This is a genomic window from Stenotrophomonas sp. SMYL86 (assembly GCF_036320025.1).
In the GTDB taxonomy this organism is placed as follows: Bacteria; Pseudomonadota; Gammaproteobacteria; order Xanthomonadales; family Xanthomonadaceae; genus Stenotrophomonas; species Stenotrophomonas maltophilia_A.
The window spans coordinates 28,491-44,007 of the sequence record NZ_JAWIRU010000015.1 but is presented as its reverse complement, the minus strand read 5'-3'; the positions used below and the strand labels follow the sequence as shown (position 1 = coordinate 44,007).

General features: G+C 67.1%; 14 protein-coding genes. 4 read left to right on the top strand and 10 right to left on the bottom strand.

Going from position 1 to position 15,517, the window contains the following annotated elements; translation table 11 throughout:
• Nucleotides 1-71: 71 nt before the first annotated feature.
• The 4 genes from V3B64_RS15775 to V3B64_RS15760 form a co-directional block, all read right to left on the bottom strand.
• Nucleotides 72-1,484, bottom strand: a complete 1,413-nt coding sequence (locus V3B64_RS15775; protein ID WP_329914442.1) for an efflux transporter outer membrane subunit — start codon at nucleotides 1,482-1,484, stop codon at nucleotides 72-74.
• Nucleotides 1,481-2,563 (bottom strand): HlyD family secretion protein, encoded by a 1,083-nt coding sequence (locus tag V3B64_RS15770; protein ID WP_006384446.1) that lies wholly within the window; start codon nucleotides 2,561-2,563, stop codon nucleotides 1,481-1,483. Before V3B64_RS15770 ends, V3B64_RS15775 begins: the two co-directional genes overlap by 4 nt.
• 21 nt (nucleotides 2,564-2,584) lie before the next feature.
• Nucleotides 2,585-4,114: an MFS transporter gene (locus V3B64_RS15765; protein ID WP_032129878.1), complete on the bottom strand. Its 1,530-nt coding sequence runs from the start codon at nucleotides 4,112-4,114 to the stop codon at nucleotides 2,585-2,587.
• Between the two features lie 153 nt (nucleotides 4,115-4,267).
• A complete protein-coding gene (locus tag V3B64_RS15760) occupies nucleotides 4,268-5,185 on the bottom strand; it encodes a LysR family transcriptional regulator (RefSeq protein WP_032129879.1) in 918 nt (305 codons plus the stop codon).
• A 141-nt stretch (nucleotides 5,186-5,326) separates the two neighbouring features.
• Between V3B64_RS15760 and V3B64_RS15755 the strand changes: the two genes are divergently transcribed.
• Together V3B64_RS15755 and V3B64_RS15750 are read left to right on the top strand one after the other, a co-directional pair.
• On the top strand, nucleotides 5,327-5,773 hold the full coding sequence (locus V3B64_RS15755) for a universal stress protein (RefSeq protein WP_032129880.1): 447 nt from the start codon (nucleotides 5,327-5,329) through the stop codon (nucleotides 5,771-5,773).
• Nucleotides 5,774-5,778: 5 nt separating this feature from the next.
• A complete protein-coding gene (locus V3B64_RS15750) occupies nucleotides 5,779-6,249 on the top strand; it encodes a hypothetical protein (protein ID WP_049400257.1) in 471 nt (156 codons plus the stop codon).
• A 54-nt stretch (nucleotides 6,250-6,303) separates the two neighbouring features.
• On the opposite strand, the gene V3B64_RS15745 is transcribed toward V3B64_RS15750, so the two are convergent.
• The 5 genes from V3B64_RS15745 to frmR all read right to left on the bottom strand — a co-directional run bounded on the left by V3B64_RS15745 (nucleotide 6,304) and on the right by frmR (nucleotide 10,640).
• The gene (locus V3B64_RS15745; protein ID WP_329914441.1) at nucleotides 6,304-7,749 is read right to left on the bottom strand and encodes a GGDEF domain-containing protein; all 1,446 of its coding nucleotides are present in this window, start codon (nucleotides 7,747-7,749) and stop codon (nucleotides 6,304-6,306) included.
• Nucleotides 7,750-7,935: 186 nt separating this feature from the next.
• Nucleotides 7,936-8,766 carry an S-formylglutathione hydrolase gene (fghA, locus tag V3B64_RS15740; RefSeq protein WP_329914440.1) on the bottom strand — a complete coding sequence of 277 codons (831 nt, stop codon included), beginning with the start codon at nucleotides 8,764-8,766 and terminating at the stop codon, nucleotides 7,936-7,938.
• A 63-nt stretch (nucleotides 8,767-8,829) separates the two neighbouring features.
• On the bottom strand, nucleotides 8,830-9,189 hold the full coding sequence (locus V3B64_RS15735; protein WP_012512081.1) for a YqcC family protein: 360 nt from the start codon (nucleotides 9,187-9,189) through the stop codon (nucleotides 8,830-8,832).
• An 8-nt stretch (nucleotides 9,190-9,197) separates the two neighbouring features.
• The gene (locus tag V3B64_RS15730) at nucleotides 9,198-10,307 is read right to left on the bottom strand and encodes an S-(hydroxymethyl)glutathione dehydrogenase/class III alcohol dehydrogenase (protein ID WP_012512082.1); all 1,110 of its coding nucleotides are present in this window, start codon (nucleotides 10,305-10,307) and stop codon (nucleotides 9,198-9,200) included.
• A 57-nt stretch (nucleotides 10,308-10,364) separates the two neighbouring features.
• A complete protein-coding gene (gene frmR, locus V3B64_RS15725) occupies nucleotides 10,365-10,640 on the bottom strand; it encodes a formaldehyde-responsive transcriptional repressor FrmR (RefSeq protein ID WP_005411009.1) in 276 nt (91 codons plus the stop codon).
• Nucleotides 10,641-10,852: 212 nt separating this feature from the next.
• On the opposite strand from frmR, the gene V3B64_RS15720 reads away from it, so the two are divergent.
• Both V3B64_RS15720 and V3B64_RS15715 read left to right on the top strand, forming a co-directional pair.
• The gene (locus V3B64_RS15720; RefSeq protein ID WP_329914439.1) at nucleotides 10,853-13,942 is read left to right on the top strand and encodes a TonB-dependent receptor; all 3,090 of its coding nucleotides are present in this window, start codon (nucleotides 10,853-10,855) and stop codon (nucleotides 13,940-13,942) included.
• 135 nt (nucleotides 13,943-14,077) lie between these two features.
• Nucleotides 14,078-14,575 (top strand): Imm70 family immunity protein, encoded by a 498-nt coding sequence (locus V3B64_RS15715; RefSeq protein ID WP_329914438.1) that lies wholly within the window; start codon nucleotides 14,078-14,080, stop codon nucleotides 14,573-14,575.
• A gap of 8 nt (nucleotides 14,576-14,583) precedes the next feature.
• On the opposite strand, the gene V3B64_RS15710 is transcribed toward V3B64_RS15715, so the two are convergent.
• A complete protein-coding gene (locus tag V3B64_RS15710; protein WP_329914437.1) occupies nucleotides 14,584-15,489 on the bottom strand; it encodes a LysR family transcriptional regulator in 906 nt (301 codons plus the stop codon).
• Nucleotides 15,490-15,517 lie beyond the last annotated feature (28 nt).

The window sequence follows — 15,517 nt, the reverse complement described above, 5'->3', positions numbered from 1 at the left end:
GGGCCCCCGGGGGGGCCGGCCGCGGCCCCCCCCCCCCCCCCCGCCGGGGGGGGCCCCCCCCCCCCCCGGCACTACCAGCCGCCGCCCAGCGCGCGGTACAGCTCCACCCGTGCGATCGCGGCCGTGGCCTGGCTGTTGGCCAGCGCGGCCTGGTTGTCCAGCGCGATGCGCTGGGTGGTCAGCACATCCAGCATGTCGACCACGCCAGCCTGGTACTGCCGGCGCGCCGCGCCCAGTGCGCTCTCGCTCTCGTCCACCGCCACATGCAGCTGCACCGTGCGCTGCTGCTCGGCGGCATAGCCATCGATGGCGTCGTCCACTTCATGCCAGGCCTGCAGCACGGTACGGCGGAACTGCAGCGCCGACTGTTGCTGCTGCAGCCTGCTCAGCGCAAGGTTGGCCTTCAGCCGCCCGCCCTGGAAGATCGGTATGCTGATGGACGGCCCGATGCTGAAGCGGTGCGCGTTCCACCCATCCAGATCATCCAGCTGCTTGGCCTGGAACCCAGCGTCGCCATTCAAGGTGATGCGCGGCAGGAAACTGGCCTTGGCCACGCCGATGCCGGCGGTTGCCGCATGCAGTGCCGCTTCGGCACGACGGATGTCCGGGCGACGCTCGGCCAGTTCGCTGGGCACCCCCACCGCTACGGCCGGCAGCGCCGGCCAGTCGCGGCGTGCATCCTGCAGCTGCGCGTCCAGCGCCTGCGGCGGCTGCGCCAGCAGGAACGCCAGCGCATTGCGCAGCTGCGATTCACGATGCCGCAGCGGCGCGATGCGGGCCTGCAGCGCTGCCACCTGCGCGGACGCGCTGGACACCTGCAGCGTGCTGGCCACGCCCTGTTGCTGGCGTGCCTCGGTCAGGCGCTTCATGTCGAGGGCGATGCTGAGGTTGTCCTCGGTGATCGCCAGCAGCTGCCGCGTCGCGCGCAGCTGCAGGTAATCACGCGCGGTTTCCGCCAGCAGCGCGATGCGCACCGCGTGTGCATCCTCCTCGGCCATCTGCACGCGTGCGTCGGCCGCTTCCACCTGGCGGCGCACACGCCCCCACAGGTCCAGTTCCCAGCTCAGGCCGATGCCGGCCTGGAACAGCCCGTAGTCATCACGGCCGCCGTTGCCGGACGGATCATTCAGGCCCACCTCGCTGTTGCGTGCACGCACGCCACTGGCGCTCGCGCTGACGCTGGGCAGGCGATCGGCGGCGGTGATGCCACGTGCGGCGCGGCTCTGCTGCACGCGGTTGGCCGCCAGCTGCAGGTCCAGGTTGGCCGCCAGCACCTGGCCGGCAAGCTGCCCCAGCAGTGGATCGTCGAAGCCGGCCCACCAGGCCGCGTCCTGGTCGATGGCGTTGCCGGCGACCGCCTCACCCTGCCAGTGGCTGGGCAGCTCCGCCTGCGGGCGTACGAAATCCGGACCCATCGTGCAGGCAGCCAGGGCCGTGCACAGGCTGGCCGCAACGAAGGTGCGGAACAGGGTGACTGCGCTCATGCACCCTCCCCGCTCTTGTGGCCCGGACTGTGCTGCACGCTCTGCGCGCGGGCGCGGCTGCCCAGGTCAACACTGGCTTCCACCGACATGCCGGCACGCAGCTGGTCCAGCAGTGGCTGGCCGGGTTCCAGCACGATCTTGACCGGAATGCGCTGCACCACCTTGGTGAAGTTGCCGGTGGCGTTTTCCGGTGCGACGGCGGCGAAGGTGACGCCGGTAGCCGGTGCGATGCTGTCGATGTGCCCGCGCAGCGGCTTGCCCGGGAACACGTCCACCTTCAGTTCAACCTGCTGGCCGGCCTGCATGCGGGTCATCTGCGTTTCCTGGAAGTTGGCGACCACGAAGGCGCGCTTCAGCGGTACCACCGCAGCCACCGGCGTACCCGGGGTCAGGTAAGCGCCCACGCGTACCGCACGGCGGCCGACCATGCCGTCGATCGGCGCGCGCAGCACGGTGTGCGACAGGTCCAGTTCGGCACGCGCCTGCGCCGCTTCTGCACGCTGTACCGCCGCCTGCGCGGCCTGCACGCCAGCGCTGAGGATGTCGGTGCGCTGGCGTGCGGTCGACAGCGCGGCCTGGCCCTGCTGCAGATGCGCACTGGCCACGGCCTGCTTCGACTGCGCCTGCTGGGCGTTCTGCACGGTACCGGCGCCATCACGGGCCAGTTCGCGGTAACGCTGCTGGTCGGCGCTGGCCAGGGTCAGTTCGGAACGGCTGACATCGACGCTGGCCCTGGCCTGTTCGATCAGCGAGTCCTGCTGGGCCAGTGCGGCCTGCGCGTTGGCCAGCTGTGCACGGGCGTTGGCGAGGTCGGCACGGGCCGCCTGCAGGGCCACCTGGTAGTCGCGGTCGTCGATGCGGGCAAGCACGTCGCCCGCCTTCACCGACTGGTTGTCCTCTACTTCCACGGCACTGACAAAGCCGGGAATCTTCGGCGCAACCAGCGTGTAGTCGGCCACGACATAGGCATTGTTGGTGGTCTGGTGACCGCCGTCGCGCAGCAGCAGCCAGGCACCGATGGCCAGGGCCAGCACGCCCAGGCCCAGGCCGGTATTGAGAGTGGTTCGATTGATCGTCATGAGGGGGTTCCTGCGAAAGGTTCAGGCCACGGCACGTGGCGGATGGATGCGGGTGGGCATCCAGGCAATGAGGGGAATGAAGGCCAGCGCCACCAGCGCGACCACCCAGTACAGATCGGCCGAGGTCAGCGCCTGCACCTGCGCATGCAGGCGCGCGCCCAGCTGCGGGCCCTCGGCCAGCCACGGCTGCTCGCCAAGGCGGTCGACCAGCACGGTGGAATGGAAATGACGGCGGCCCTGGGCGACGGCATCCAGCACGCCGCTGGCGAGCACGGCAGCAAAGCCCTTGACCGTGTTGAACCACGCCGAGGCGAACGGACCGTCCTGCGGTGCCAGCCCGCCAGTGGCCAGCATCAGCAGCGGCAACACCGCCATCGGCTGGGCGAATACCTGCAGCAGCTGTACCCACAGGAAGTTGTCGCGGATCCAGGCCACATCCAGGTGCGAGCCCAGCCAGCAGGCCAGCGCCAGCATCGCCAGGCCGGTGGCCTGCACCCAGCGGCAATCCACTGCGCGGATGTTCAACAACGCCGCCACCAACGGCAGTGCGATCACCTGTGGCAGCGCCACCCACAGCAGCATCGGTGCGGTCTGCAATGGCCGGTAGCCCTGCACGCTGGCCAGGAATCCGGAGGGAATCGAGATCACCGCCAGCAGCACGAACAGCACGCCGCCCAGCGTCACCAGCGAGTAGCTGAGGTTGCGGTTGGCCAGCAGCTGCAGCTTGAAGAACGGCAGCGGGTGGAACCATTCATTGATCATGAACAGCACCATCAGGCCGGCGCCGCCACCGATCATCAGGGTGATCATCGGCGAGTCGAACCAGTTCAGGCGCGGGCCCTGCACCAGGCCCAGCACCAGCAGCACCAGCGCCGGCAGGCCCAGCGCCAGGCCCACGCCATCGAACTGGGCAAAACGCTCCAGCCGCAGCGGGTCCTGCGGCAGGCCCCAGCTGACCATCGCCATGGCAGCCAGGCAGTACGGCACGATCTGCCAGAACGCCCAGTGCCAGCCCACCTGCTCGACCCAGAACGCGGCCAGCGGCGTGCCCATGCTCGGGCCGAAGGTAGCGGTCAACGCGTAGCCCGCCAGGCCATACAGCTTGATGCCGGGCGGCAGGAAGCGCAGTGCCACGCTCATCAGCAGCGGCGGCAGCGCACCACCACACAGCCCCTGCAGCGCGCGCAGCAGCAGGAACACCTGCAGGTTCGGCGCAAGCGGGCAGAGCACGCCCAGCACCATGAAGCCACCGATCATCGCCAGCGCGAAGCGGCGCAGCGAGAAGGTGGCGGCACACCACGGGGCGAAGGCCATCGCGCTGACCGACATCGCGCTGTAGAGGGCGACGATCCAGCTGCCGTCATCGACGCTGAAACCCATCGCACCGCGGATGTCGGCCAGGGCGACCTTGGTGATGTTCTCGTTGAAGCCCGACACCAGCACCGCCAGCAGCACGCCACACAGGCCGACCAGAACGCGGCGGTCGAGCCCGGGGGCGGCGGCAGGACGGGGCGCAGCAGCGGCCGGGACAGCGGCGGCCGGCGTACTCATCGCCGGGCACCGATCCGTGCAGTGCACGGCATGTTGGGGGTCATTGGAATGCGCTCAGTGAAACTCCGGGGAGCGCAGTCTAGGGAGCTGGTACCCTGCGAAAAATGGCGCAGCCCGCATCCCAGGCGTGCGTCAAGCGCACGCATGAAAGTGTCAGCGCGGAGCCTCCCCTGCGCTTTCGCACATGGTCTTGATCGAGCGCCGCAGCCACTGGTGCGCAGCATCGTTGTCCAGCCGCGGGTGCCAGGCCTGCACGATGGCGGCGGTGCGCACCGGGATCGGCAGCGGGAACAGGCGCAGCGGCAGGCGCATGCTGACGATCCGCTCCAGCATCACGCTCGGCATCTGCGGCAGGATCAGGTCCGACTCGGCGGCAGCGAAGATCGCGCCGTGGAAGGTCGGGCTGATCAGCGCCACCCGCCGCTGCAGGCCCAGCGTGGCCAGGTCGTCATCGATCGGGCCACGCGGCAGCCCCCGCCGCGACACCGCGATGTGGTCGCAGGCAGCAAAACGCTCGGCGCTGATCTCCTCATCGAACAACGGATGATCTTCGCGCGCGGCGCCCATGAACGAGGTACTGAACAGGTTCTGCACCTTGGTATCGGGTGCATGCTTGCCGGCGGTGCTGATGTACAGGTCGATCCGGCCCTGCGCCATCGCGTCGTCGTCGGTATCGCCCTCGGGCACGAAGCGCAGCACCGCGCGCGGCGCCTGCTGGCGGAACAGTTCACGCAGGCGTCCGCCGAATCCACCGATGAAGACATCATTGGCGCGGACATTGAAGGTGCGCTCCAGGGTGCGCAGGTCGATCTCACGACCGGCGTTGAACACACGGTGGGCCTGCTCGATCACATCGCGGACCTGCTCACGCAGCTGCAGCGCGCGGGGCGTGGGGGCCAGACCGCGGCCGGCACGCACCAGCACCGGGTCGCCCAGCGCGGTGCGGATCCGGCCCAGGGTACGGCTCATCGCCGGCGCGCTCAGGTTCATCCGCCGCGCGGCGGCGGCCACGCTGCATTCGTCAATCAGCACGTCCAGTGCCAGCAACAGGTTCAGGTCCGGCAGGGGCATGACAGTCTCCAGTAAATCAGATGACTCTACGACACTTGTAACCACAGCGGATTGCGTTTTACGCATTCATTGACTGCCGCGCACGGCATGGGTGCGCGCAGTGACATCGGCGACCATCCCCGGCCTGCCAAGGAGACATCCATGTTCAATACCCTGCTGGTCGCCCTGGACGGTGGCCCCCAGCACGCACGCGTGCTGGACCTGGCCGCAGCCATCGCCGGCCCCCACAGCCGCCTGCACCTGCTGTGCGTGCTCGACCCCGAATTCGCGCTGGCGGCCGATGCCAGCGAAGCCGACCGCATCGAGTACCCGGAAGCCGCCCGCCAGCGCTCGCGGGCCGAAGCGGTGCTGGCCGAAGCCCTGGCCGAGCTGCGCGAGCGCGGCGTCGACGCCATCGCGCAGATTCCCTCGGGTGACCCGGGCGAAGTGATCAGCGAGCAGGCCCGGCGCCTGAAGTGCGACCTGATCGTCATCGGCCACCGCCACCTGTCCCGCCTGGAACGCCTGTTCGAACCCTCGATCGGGCAATGGACCATCGACCACGCGCCCTGTCCCGTGCTGGTGGAAACCCGCGACCCACAACCCTAGCAACCATGGCCTCCCGTTCCCCGTTGTTTCCCACCCGCGTCAACTACCGCGCCTTCGGCCGCCAGTTCGGCCGCGGCGAACAGGCACTGCTGGCGGCGATACGCCAGCTGCACGATCCTGATCAACAGGCCGATGGACTCGCCCAGCTGAGCAGCCTCGGTATTGATCCCGAAGGCTGCGACGCGTTCGTCGGCCTGCTGCCGCTGCTGGCCACGCCCACCGCCCCGATCGACCTGCTGCCCGCTGGTTCACCGTTCATCGCGGCCAGCGAACTGGACCTGCTGGTCTGCCTGCTGCGCATCGCCCAGTGGCGGCATGCACGCCCGCGCGAAGATGACACGCTGGCACCGTTGCGCCAGCAGCTGGCGCGCTGTGCGATGGCCGTGCAGGCGGCAAACCTGCCGTTGCGCCAGCGCTCGTTGTCACCGGTCGGGCTGAGGCTGCTCGATCCCACCGGCTGGTTGCGGCAGCGCTGACCCGGCCGCACCGCCCGTGCGCAATCACGCACGGGGACCGGGCACCCGGCGCGCTCAGCAATCCATCCTGCCGTGCGCACTGCCTTCGTCGTCGAGCACGTGCGCATGCAGGATCACCTGGTTGCGACCGGCACGCTTGGCGGCGTACAGGCCGGCATCGGCATCCGCCAGCAACTGATCGGCGCTGGCCAGAGCCGGCGGGTGCAGGTAGCCCACGCCGATGCTGATACTGACCGACCCTTCGGGCAGTGGCAGCGCCGCCACCGCCTCACGCAGGCGCTCGGCCAGCGCCAGCACGCCCGACAGCGGGCTTCCGGGCACGATCACCGCAAATTCCTCGCCGCCGTAACGGGCAACACTGTCACCGGCACGGCCGGCACTGATCTTCAGGACCGTGGCCACGGCCTGCAGGCAGCGGTCCCCGGCCGGATGTCCGTGGCGGTCGTTGAAGACCTTGAAATGGTCGATGTCCAGCAACAGCAGCCCCAGCTCGCTGCCGCTGCGCCGCGCACGGTTCCATTCCGCCAGCAGCAGTGCATCGAACTCGCGCCGGTTGGCCACACCGGTCAGGCCATCCTGCCGAGCGAGCTGGTCCAGCGATGCCTGCCGTTCCATCAGGTCCACCTGCAGCAGGATGCTGCGCATGCCGAAGCCCAGCGTTGCCACCACGAAGCCAGTGACCGCCAGCGGCCGCGCATGGTCGACCACCAGGGTACCGACCACCAGCAGCAGCAATGGCAGGATCATCGGCCCCGCCGCCTGCACCGTTCTGCCCAGCCTCGGGTGCATCACGAACGTCGGCGCGGGCGCCTGGCTCACCGCCAGCAACGCCAGCAGCAGGAACGGCAGGTCGATCAGCAGATCGTTGTAGGCACCGAAGGACTGTTCCGAGGTGTAGTGGTTGATGTAGTACGCCACCATCAGGTAGCCCACCGCGTAGATCGCCAGCGCGCGGAAGAAGTTGCGCCGCTCCGGAACGTCGCCCACCAGCCAGCGCACCACCGCAAACCCGGCAATGCACAGATTCTGGATATCGAACATGCGCTGCATGTTGGACAACGCGTGGTCGTCGATGTCGACGCGCGCGGCGAACGACTGCGCATGCACGAAGAACAGCACGCCCAGCAATGCCGCCATCGCCGCGTCGATCAGGCTGATGCTCAGCCGCTCGCGGCGTGCACGGGCCAGGATGAACACCAGCGGCACGCCGTACAGCACATACAGGAACAGGCTGGCCTGCGGCGTGACATCGGCACGGCCGGCACCGAGCGCATCGATCATGTTGACGGCCATGCCACCCGCCCAGAGCAGCAGCGCCAGGGCGGTGGCGCGCCAGCCGAGCGCGGCACGGTCGCGGCGCGCCCGCCACAGGCAGGCCGCCGCCGCCAGCAACGGGGCGCCCGTGAGGAACCCGAAGCAACCCGCACCGGCGGGACCCGGCCACAGGGCCACGACCAGGCCGTGGCACAGCACATACAGCAGCGCCAGCACTACCGGCATGCATCCCCCGATCCGCAAGGCCGTATGGGCGCACGATAGCCCCGCCCGCGCCACGGCCACGTGATCCAATACGGCAATACGACACTTCGCGTGCCCCGCCATGGGAGTGCCGGCCGCTGGCCGGCAATCCCGGGGAATCACAGGGCTGCAGGTTGCCGGCCAGCGGCCGGCACTACCGGAAAGCCGTCAGCCGTGCAGGGCGCGGGCGTGGTGGGCGATGTGCTCGCCGATGAAACTGGCGATGAAGTAGTAGCTGTGGTCGTAGCCCGGCTGCAGGCGCAGGGTCAGCGGATGGCCGGCGGCATCACAGGCCTGCTGCAGGCGCTGCGGTTGCAGCTGGGTCTGCAGGAATTCATCCGCCTCGCCCTGGTCGACCAGCAACGGCAGGCGCTCAGTGGCCACCGCGACCAGTTCGCTGGCATCCCACTGCGCCCAGTCCGCCGGGTTGTCGCCCAGGTAGGCGTGGAAGGCCTTCTGCCCCCACGGCACGTGGCTGGGCGCAACGATCGGCGAGAACGCCGACACGCTGCGGTAGCGCCCCGGGTTGCGCAGCGCGATCACCAGCGCACCGTGACCGCCCATCGAGTGGCCGCTGATGCCGCGCGCATCGGTGACCGGGAAATTCGCCTCGATCAGTGCCGGCAGTTCCTGCGCCACGTAGTCGTGCATGCGGTAGTGCTTCGCCCACGGTGCACGGGTGGCATTGAGGTAGAACCCCGCCCCCTTGCCCAGGTCATAGCCCTCGGCATCGGCCACGTCATCGCCGCGTGGGCTGGTATCGGGCGCGACGATGATCACGCCATGCTCGGCCGCGTAGCGCTGCGCGCCCGCCTTGGTGATGACGTTCTGCTCGGTGCAGGTCAGCCCGCTCAGCCAGTAAAGCACCGGCAGTTTCTGCGTTTCCGCCTGCGGCGGCAGGTACACGGCGAACTGCATGTCGCAGCCCAGCGTGGTGGACTGATGCCGGTAGACGTCCTGCCAGCCGCCGAAACAGGCGCGGTGTTCAATACGTTCCATGGTGCTCTCCTGCGCGGCGCGTCAGCGCACGCGTGCTTCTGGTAGATGCCGACCTTGGTCGGCTTATCCACGCGCGGCGTGGATGCCTTTGTTGATCCGTTCATCCAGCTGCGCCAGCAGGCGCAGCAACGATTCGACGCCAGGCTGGCCATCAAGATTGCGCCAGGCCGCCACGGCCACATCGCTGCGCGGCGGCCACTGTCCGGCTGCGCGCGCTTCATGAAGGCGCGGCAGGAATACCTGCGCAAGCCACTGCTCGAACGGCATGCCATCGTCGCTGCCGAAGGCCGAGGTCACCGCACGCGGTGGCCCCACCTCGCCCACTACCCAACCCAGCGCACGCAACGCCTGCTCGATCGGAACCACCAGGGCCGCGCGCGGGTCTTCCGCACGCGGCCGGCGCAGGGCATCCAGCCAGCCCATGACGCGGCTCAGTAGTGGACCACCGAACGGATCGACTTGCCTTCGTGCATCAGGTCGAAGGCTTCGTTGATCTTGTCCAGGTCCATGGTGTGGGTGACGAACGGTGCCAGTTCGATATCGCCCTTCATTGCGTCCTCCACCATGCCCGGCAACTGGCTGCGGCCCTTCACGCCGCCGAAGGCGGTGCCCATCCACTTGCGCCCGGTCACCAGCTGGAACGGACGGGTGGAGATCTCCTGGCCCGAACCGGCCACGCCGATCACCACGCTCTGGCCCCAGCCACGGTGCGCGCATTCCAGCGCCGCGCGCATCACGTTGACGTTGCCGATGCACTCGAAGCTGTGGTCCACGCCCCAGGTGGTCATCTCGACGATGACCTGCTGGATCGGCTTGTCGTAGTCCTTCGGGTTGATGCAGTCGGTGGCGCCGAATTCGCGCGCCAGTTCGAACTTGGACGGGTTGGTGTCCACCGCGATGATGCGGCCGGCCTTGGCCTGGCGCGCACCCTGGATCACCGCCAGGCCGATGCCACCCAGGCCGAACACCGCCACGCTGTCGCCTTCCTGCACCTTGGCGGTGTTGTGCACCGCGCCGATGCCGGTGGTGACGCCACAACCGAGCAGGCAGACGTGCTCCGGGTTCGCGTCCGGATTGATCTTCGCCAGCGAGACTTCGGCCACCACGGTGTACTCGCTGAAGGTCGAGCAACCCATGTAGTGGTACAGCGGCTCGCCGTTGTAGCTGAAGCGGCTGGTGCCGTCGGGCATCACGCCCTTGCCCTGGGTGGCACGCACCGACACGCACAGGTTGGTCTTGCCGCTCTTGCAGAACAGGCACTCGCCACACTCGGCGGTGTACAGCGGAATCACGTGGTCGCCGGGCTTGACGCTGGTCACGCCCTCACCGACCTCCACCACGATGCCGGCGCCTTCATGGCCCAGCACCACCGGGAACAGGCCTTCCGGATCATCGCCGGACAGGGTGAAGGCATCGGTATGGCAGACACCGGTGTGGGTGATCTTGACCAGCACCTCGCCCTTCTTCGGCGGGGCAACGTCGATCTCGACGATCTGCAGCGGCTGGCCGGGACCAAAGGCGACGGCGGCACGGGACTTCATGGTGGACTCTCCAGACATAGGGAAAACGGGATGTATGGCGCGGTGATGCGCCATCGCTTACTTCAGGTACGAGCGGATCAATGCGCTCATGTCGCGCACGCGTTCGGCGCGCTGTTCATCGGAGGCCGCAGGCTGGCCGAACTCCTCGCGCAAATGGGCCTCCATCACCTCGGACATCAGGCCATTGACCGCGCCACGGATGGCGGCGATCTGCTGCAGCACCGGCCCGCAGTCGGCACCGGCTTCCAGCGCGCGATCCAGCGCATCGCACTGGCCGCGGATGCGGCGCACGCGGGCCAGGACCTTCTTCTTCTCTTCGGGGGAGTGCGGCATGGCGGGGCCACCTCGGAACTATACTGGGGGATAGTATACACAGAGGGGCGAATGAAGCCATCTGGTGCTGCCGAGGCATGCCCCAGGGACAGATCAGCCCAGAATATGAATGAACAATAAATAGATTCATTTGTTACTTTTTCATGACGTAGGGTGCCTGCCTTCCGCCCGCGTTTACCCCCGAGTCACATTGGCGTGACCAGGGAGAAATCATGTACCGACCGTTGTTCGCCCGCAGTCGCTTGTCTGTCGCGCTGGGTTCGGCATTGGTGCTGGTGGCCGCCGCACCGGCCATGGCGCAGCAGGCCGCCACGCAGGAACAGAAGGCCGAGCCCGCCAGCAGCAAGACCCCCGTCCAGCTGGACCGGATGACCGTCACCGGCTCGCGCATCTACCGCGCCGGTTTCGACACGCTCGAGCCCGCCGCGGTGGTCAGCCGTGAATCGATCGAGAACTATGGCGACACCAACCTCATCGATGCCCTGACCCGGATTCCCGGGGTCAGTGCCGGCGTCAGTTCGCGCGGCGACCAGGCCGGTTTCGGTGCGGGCGTCAACTTCGCCAGCAAGTTCGGGCTGGGCAGCAATCGCCTGCTGACCCTGGTCAATGGACGCCGCTTCGTCACCTCTACACCGCCCACCATCTTCGGAGCCGGCGGCGGCTCAGGCATCCAGGTCGACATGAACGCCATTCCCAGCGTCATGGTGCAACGCATTGAAAGCCTGAGCGTTGGCGGTGCCCCCACCTATGGCTCGGATGCGATCTCCGGCGTCAACAACATCATCCTGCGCGACCGGTTCGAGGGTGCCGAAGTCGAACTGGGCTACGGCAGGACCAGCAAGAACGACAACGAGCGCTACTCCTGGTCGGCCATCTTCGGTACCGACTTCGCTGATGGCCGTGGCCACATCGTGGTGGCGGCGGAACTGGACAATGCCGATGGGGTGAACGCGCTGCAACGCGATTTCTACCGCCAGGGCTACAGCCTGCAGGCCAATCCCACGGCGGCCAATGCCACTGCCCAGCCCCTGCGCCGGCCGACCAATGATGGCCGCATCGACGGCAGCATTCCGTTCAACACCGGGCCCCGCGATGGTATCCCCGACCAGGTCTGGATCCGCAACCGGCGCATTGCCAGCATGACCTTCGGTGGCCTGGTGATGCCGGCGACCGGCAGCTACACGCGCAACGGCCTGGGCGACATCCTTGGCTTCGGCCCGAACAAAGACAAACTGTGGCAGTTCAACAACGAGGGCAAGCTGGTCGAGTTCAATCCCGGCACCAGCTACGCGGGCGGCAACGCCTCCGGCGGTGACGGCCTGAACCTGTTCGAGACGGTGCCGCTGATCGCCGACCTCGAACGACGCTCGGTATTCTCCACCGGCAGCTTCGACTTCACCGACAACGTGCGCGGCTTCTTCGAACTTTCGCGATACGAAGCGACCGCCCGCGAAACCCTCGACCAGAACGTCTACAACGCGGTGTCCTTCGGCAATGCGCGCCTGGACGGCGGCGGTACCGCCAGCGGTGCACTGACCTTCAGCGCCAGCAATCCGTTCCTCAGTGCGGAAACCCGCAAGATCCTCGCCGACAACGGCATCACCTCGTTCCGCCTGTCGCGATCTTCGCGCGACCTGTCGATGAACAACGCCAGCACCGAAACCCGTCTGACTCGTGCGGTACTCGGCCTGAACGGCTTCTTCGAGGTCGGAAAGCGCAGCTTCAACTGGGAAGCCAGCGTCACCCACGGCCGCGGTGACTTCGACTACCTCGGCACCGGCCTGATCCAGCAGAACTTCATCAATGCGATCAACGTCACCACCGACGCCAGCGGGCGCATCATCTGTGATGCCACCCGCCCGGGCACCACGGCCGATGCGAACTGCCGCCCGCTGAATCTGTTCGGCGAGAACCAGGCGTCGCGCGAAGCCCTGGACTATGTCTCCACCCGGACCGTGGCCAAGGCGCAGACCCGCCAGACCGTCATCAATGCGTCGGTATCCGGCGGCCTGTTCGATCTTCCCGGCGGCGAGCTGTCCGCGGCGGCCGGCTTCGAACACCGCCGCGAAGAAGGCTCCTTCACCCCCAGCGAGTACCAGCGCCTGGGCCAGGGCCGTTCAGTACCGACCCAGGCGGCGGAAGGCAAGTACCACACCAATGAAGTGTTCGCCGAAGTGCTGGCACCGCTGTTCAATCCCGACTGGGATATCCCGGGCCTGCATCGCCTGGACCTGACCGCCAAGTTCCGCCGCGTCGACAACTCCGTCGCCGGCGCGTTCAATGCGTTCACCTACGGCATCCAGTACGAACCGATCGCCGGCCTGCAGCTGCGCGGCAACAAGACCCAGTCACTGCGCGCGCCCTCCATCGCCGAGCTCTACACCACCCAGCAGCCGGCCTACTACAACATCCCGGAAGTGTGCTCGCTGGACAACATCAGCGGCGGCTCAAATCCGGCGGTGCGTCGCCGCAACTGCGAGGCGTTCTTCGCCGCCTACCCGGGTGCCGATCCGAACACCTTCCGCCAGCAGCCGACCAATACGCTGGGTTCGACCAACGGCAGCACCCGCCTGCAGAACGAAACGGCGAAGTCGTGGACGGCCGGCGTCGTGTTCGCCCCAGAATGGATCCCGGGCCTGCGCGTCGCTGCCGACTGGTATGACATCAAGATCAACAACGTGATCACGTCGCTGAGCGCCAACGACATCATCACCGGTTGCTTCGACACTGCCGACTTCAACGCCGCCAACGTGCCCAACGCCAACCGCTTCTGCAGCCTGGTGACGCGTGATCCGAACACCGGCGTGGCTACCAGCATCAAGACCGAGTATGGCAACGGCCCGGTGCTGATGTTCCGTGGCTGGACCGCCGAAGTCGGCTACCGTTGGGACCTGTCGCGCTTCGGCGTACTGGACCTGGACTTCTACGGCTACATGCCGAAGAACCGTGGCCAAGCCGCGAACCGGGACGTGCCGTTCGTCGAACAGGCGGGCAGCTTCAACGAGCCCAAGCGCCAGTTCCGTTGGACGGCCCAGCATCGCATCGGCAACTGGAACTACGGCGTGGCCTCCAACTACACCAGCCGCGCCCAGTACACGATGACCGATACCCCGGAAAGCCGTCAGTACTTCTACCGCGACAGCTGGACCACCTGGGACGCCAACGTCACCTACCGCATCACCGACGCCGCGCGCGTGACGTTGTCGGTGATCAACGTGGGCGATGACATCGGGCCGTTCCCGTATGTACTGGATGCACTGGGCCGTCGCTACATGGCCAGCCTGCGCTACAACTTCAAGTAGGCCTGGCGCAGCGTTTCCACAGGCGGGGCCCGGTGTACGGGCCCCGCCTTTTTTCAGTTCGCCCTTGGATTCTGCAATGTTTCGTATGGACGTCCCCCTCTAGCGGGGCCGACCATCAAGGGAACATCACGCGGAATGAAAATCGATGAAGCACCACCAGAAGATCGCCTACATTCTGCCTACAGCTCCGGCGAGTCATTGGGGTTCACGCGCATGACAGTCGGCATCCGGCTTGGACAGATCACCGATGAGATAGGAAGTTCCAGCTTCCTGTACGCGTTCTTCTCAACCATCTCCGGGAATCTCGAACCGGATGGATGGGGAAGCCGATTCCCTATCCTCATGAGGCAGCTATATGCCGGCAGACTGCAGCAATCAGATGCTGCCGACGCACTGGCCGAACTGCATATGGTTCGACGTGAGCTGGCCGATCTGCCGCCAGCCCGTGTCATCTGGTCGCTCGAGGATCGAACCCAGCATCCACCGTGGGGAGACGATATCGCTCCCGACATCGACAGCCTGGCGACCTACTTCGTGACCGCACATGGACGCGATCTGATTGCTCTTCTGGCTGAGGTATTTGAAGCACTCCAGGAAGGCGAAGACACGTCCGCCCGGATCGTCGACTACTGATACCCAGCTCAGTCAAACACGCCCTCACCCGCCAACCGGGTCAGCTCATCCACCACGTAGCGCACCTTCGGCCGCAGGTGGCGCGTCGGTGGCCACAGCGCATGGATGTCGATGTGCCGCTGCATGTGTTCGTCCAGCACCGATTGCAGCACGCCGGAATCGAGATGGCGGCGCACCAGTGAAATGGGCATCTGGCAGATGCCGAGGCCGGCGATGGCCGCTTCGATCACCGCGTCGCCATCATTGAGTTGATAGGGCGCACTGGGAATGAACGTTCCCTCGTCCTCCTCGCTGCCGATCCGCCACCAGATCGGTTGCCCGTGGCGGAAGCCGACGATGCTGCGGTGCTGCGCCAGTTCCTGCACCGTGCGCGGCACGCCATGCGCCTGCAGGTACGCCGGCGATGCGCAGGTGACCAGGCGCTGGCGCCCCAACCGGCGCGCGACCAGGTGCTCGGCCTGGTGCAGCCCACCGAAACGGATCAGCAGGTCGATGCCCTCTTCGACCGGATCGACGAAGTGATCGGTGAAGGTCATCGTCAACTGCAGGTCCGGATACTGGCGGCACAACCGCAGCAGCACCGGCAGCACCACCAGCCGCCCGAACGAGGACGGCATGTCAATGCGCAGCCGCCCGCTGGGCAGGCCCGCCGAACCCAGACAGGCCTCGGCCGCGGAGATTTCTTCCAGCGCCGCCGCACAGGAGGCGTAGTACGCCTCGCCATCAGTGGTCAGTGCGATGCGCCGCGTAGTGCGATGGAACAGGCGCACCGCCAGCCGCGCTTCCAGACGGGCGATGGCCTTGCCCACCGCCGAGCGCGAGATGCCCAACGCGTCTGCCGCCTCGGTGAAGCTGCCCGAGCGTGCGGTCGTGACGAACGTCACCAGGCCATTCAAGGATTCCAGCGGCAGCATCGTTCACACTCCATTGGGGACAAATAGT

Bases quoted from the DNA above. Each gene is read 5' to 3' on its own strand.
- V3B64_RS15755 (WP_032129880.1), top strand. From the start codon at position 5,327: ATGTTCAATACCCTGCTGGTCGCCCTGGACGGTGGCCCCCAGCACGCA.
- V3B64_RS15720 (WP_329914439.1), top strand. From the start codon at position 10,853: ATGTACCGACCGTTGTTCGCCCGCAGTCGCTTGTCTGTCGCGCTGGGT.
- frmR (WP_005411009.1), bottom strand. From the start codon at position 10,640: ATGCCGCACTCCCCCGAAGAGAAGAAGAAGGTCCTGGCCCGCGTGCGC.
- V3B64_RS15750 (WP_049400257.1), top strand. From the start codon at position 5,779: ATGGCCTCCCGTTCCCCGTTGTTTCCCACCCGCGTCAACTACCGCGCC.
- V3B64_RS15715 (WP_329914438.1), top strand. From the start codon at position 14,078: ATGAAAATCGATGAAGCACCACCAGAAGATCGCCTACATTCTGCCTAC.
- V3B64_RS15775 (WP_329914442.1), bottom strand. From the start codon at position 1,484: ATGAGCGCAGTCACCCTGTTCCGCACCTTCGTTGCGGCCAGCCTGTGC.
- V3B64_RS15735 (WP_012512081.1), bottom strand. From the start codon at position 9,189: ATGGGCTGGCTGGATGCCCTGCGCCGGCCGCGTGCGGAAGACCCGCGC.
- V3B64_RS15710 (WP_329914437.1), bottom strand. From the start codon at position 15,489: ATGCTGCCGCTGGAATCCTTGAATGGCCTGGTGACGTTCGTCACGACC.
- V3B64_RS15760 (WP_032129879.1), bottom strand. From the start codon at position 5,185: ATGCCCCTGCCGGACCTGAACCTGTTGCTGGCACTGGACGTGCTGATT.
- fghA (WP_329914440.1), bottom strand. From the start codon at position 8,766: ATGGAACGTATTGAACACCGCGCCTGTTTCGGCGGCTGGCAGGACGTC.
- V3B64_RS15765 (WP_032129878.1), bottom strand. From the start codon at position 4,114: ATGAGTACGCCGGCCGCCGCTGTCCCGGCCGCTGCTGCGCCCCGTCCT.
- V3B64_RS15730 (WP_012512082.1), bottom strand. From the start codon at position 10,307: ATGAAGTCCCGTGCCGCCGTCGCCTTTGGTCCCGGCCAGCCGCTGCAG.
- V3B64_RS15745 (WP_329914441.1), bottom strand. From the start codon at position 7,749: ATGCCGGTAGTGCTGGCGCTGCTGTATGTGCTGTGCCACGGCCTGGTC.
- V3B64_RS15770 (WP_006384446.1), bottom strand. From the start codon at position 2,563: ATGACGATCAATCGAACCACTCTCAATACCGGCCTGGGCCTGGGCGTG.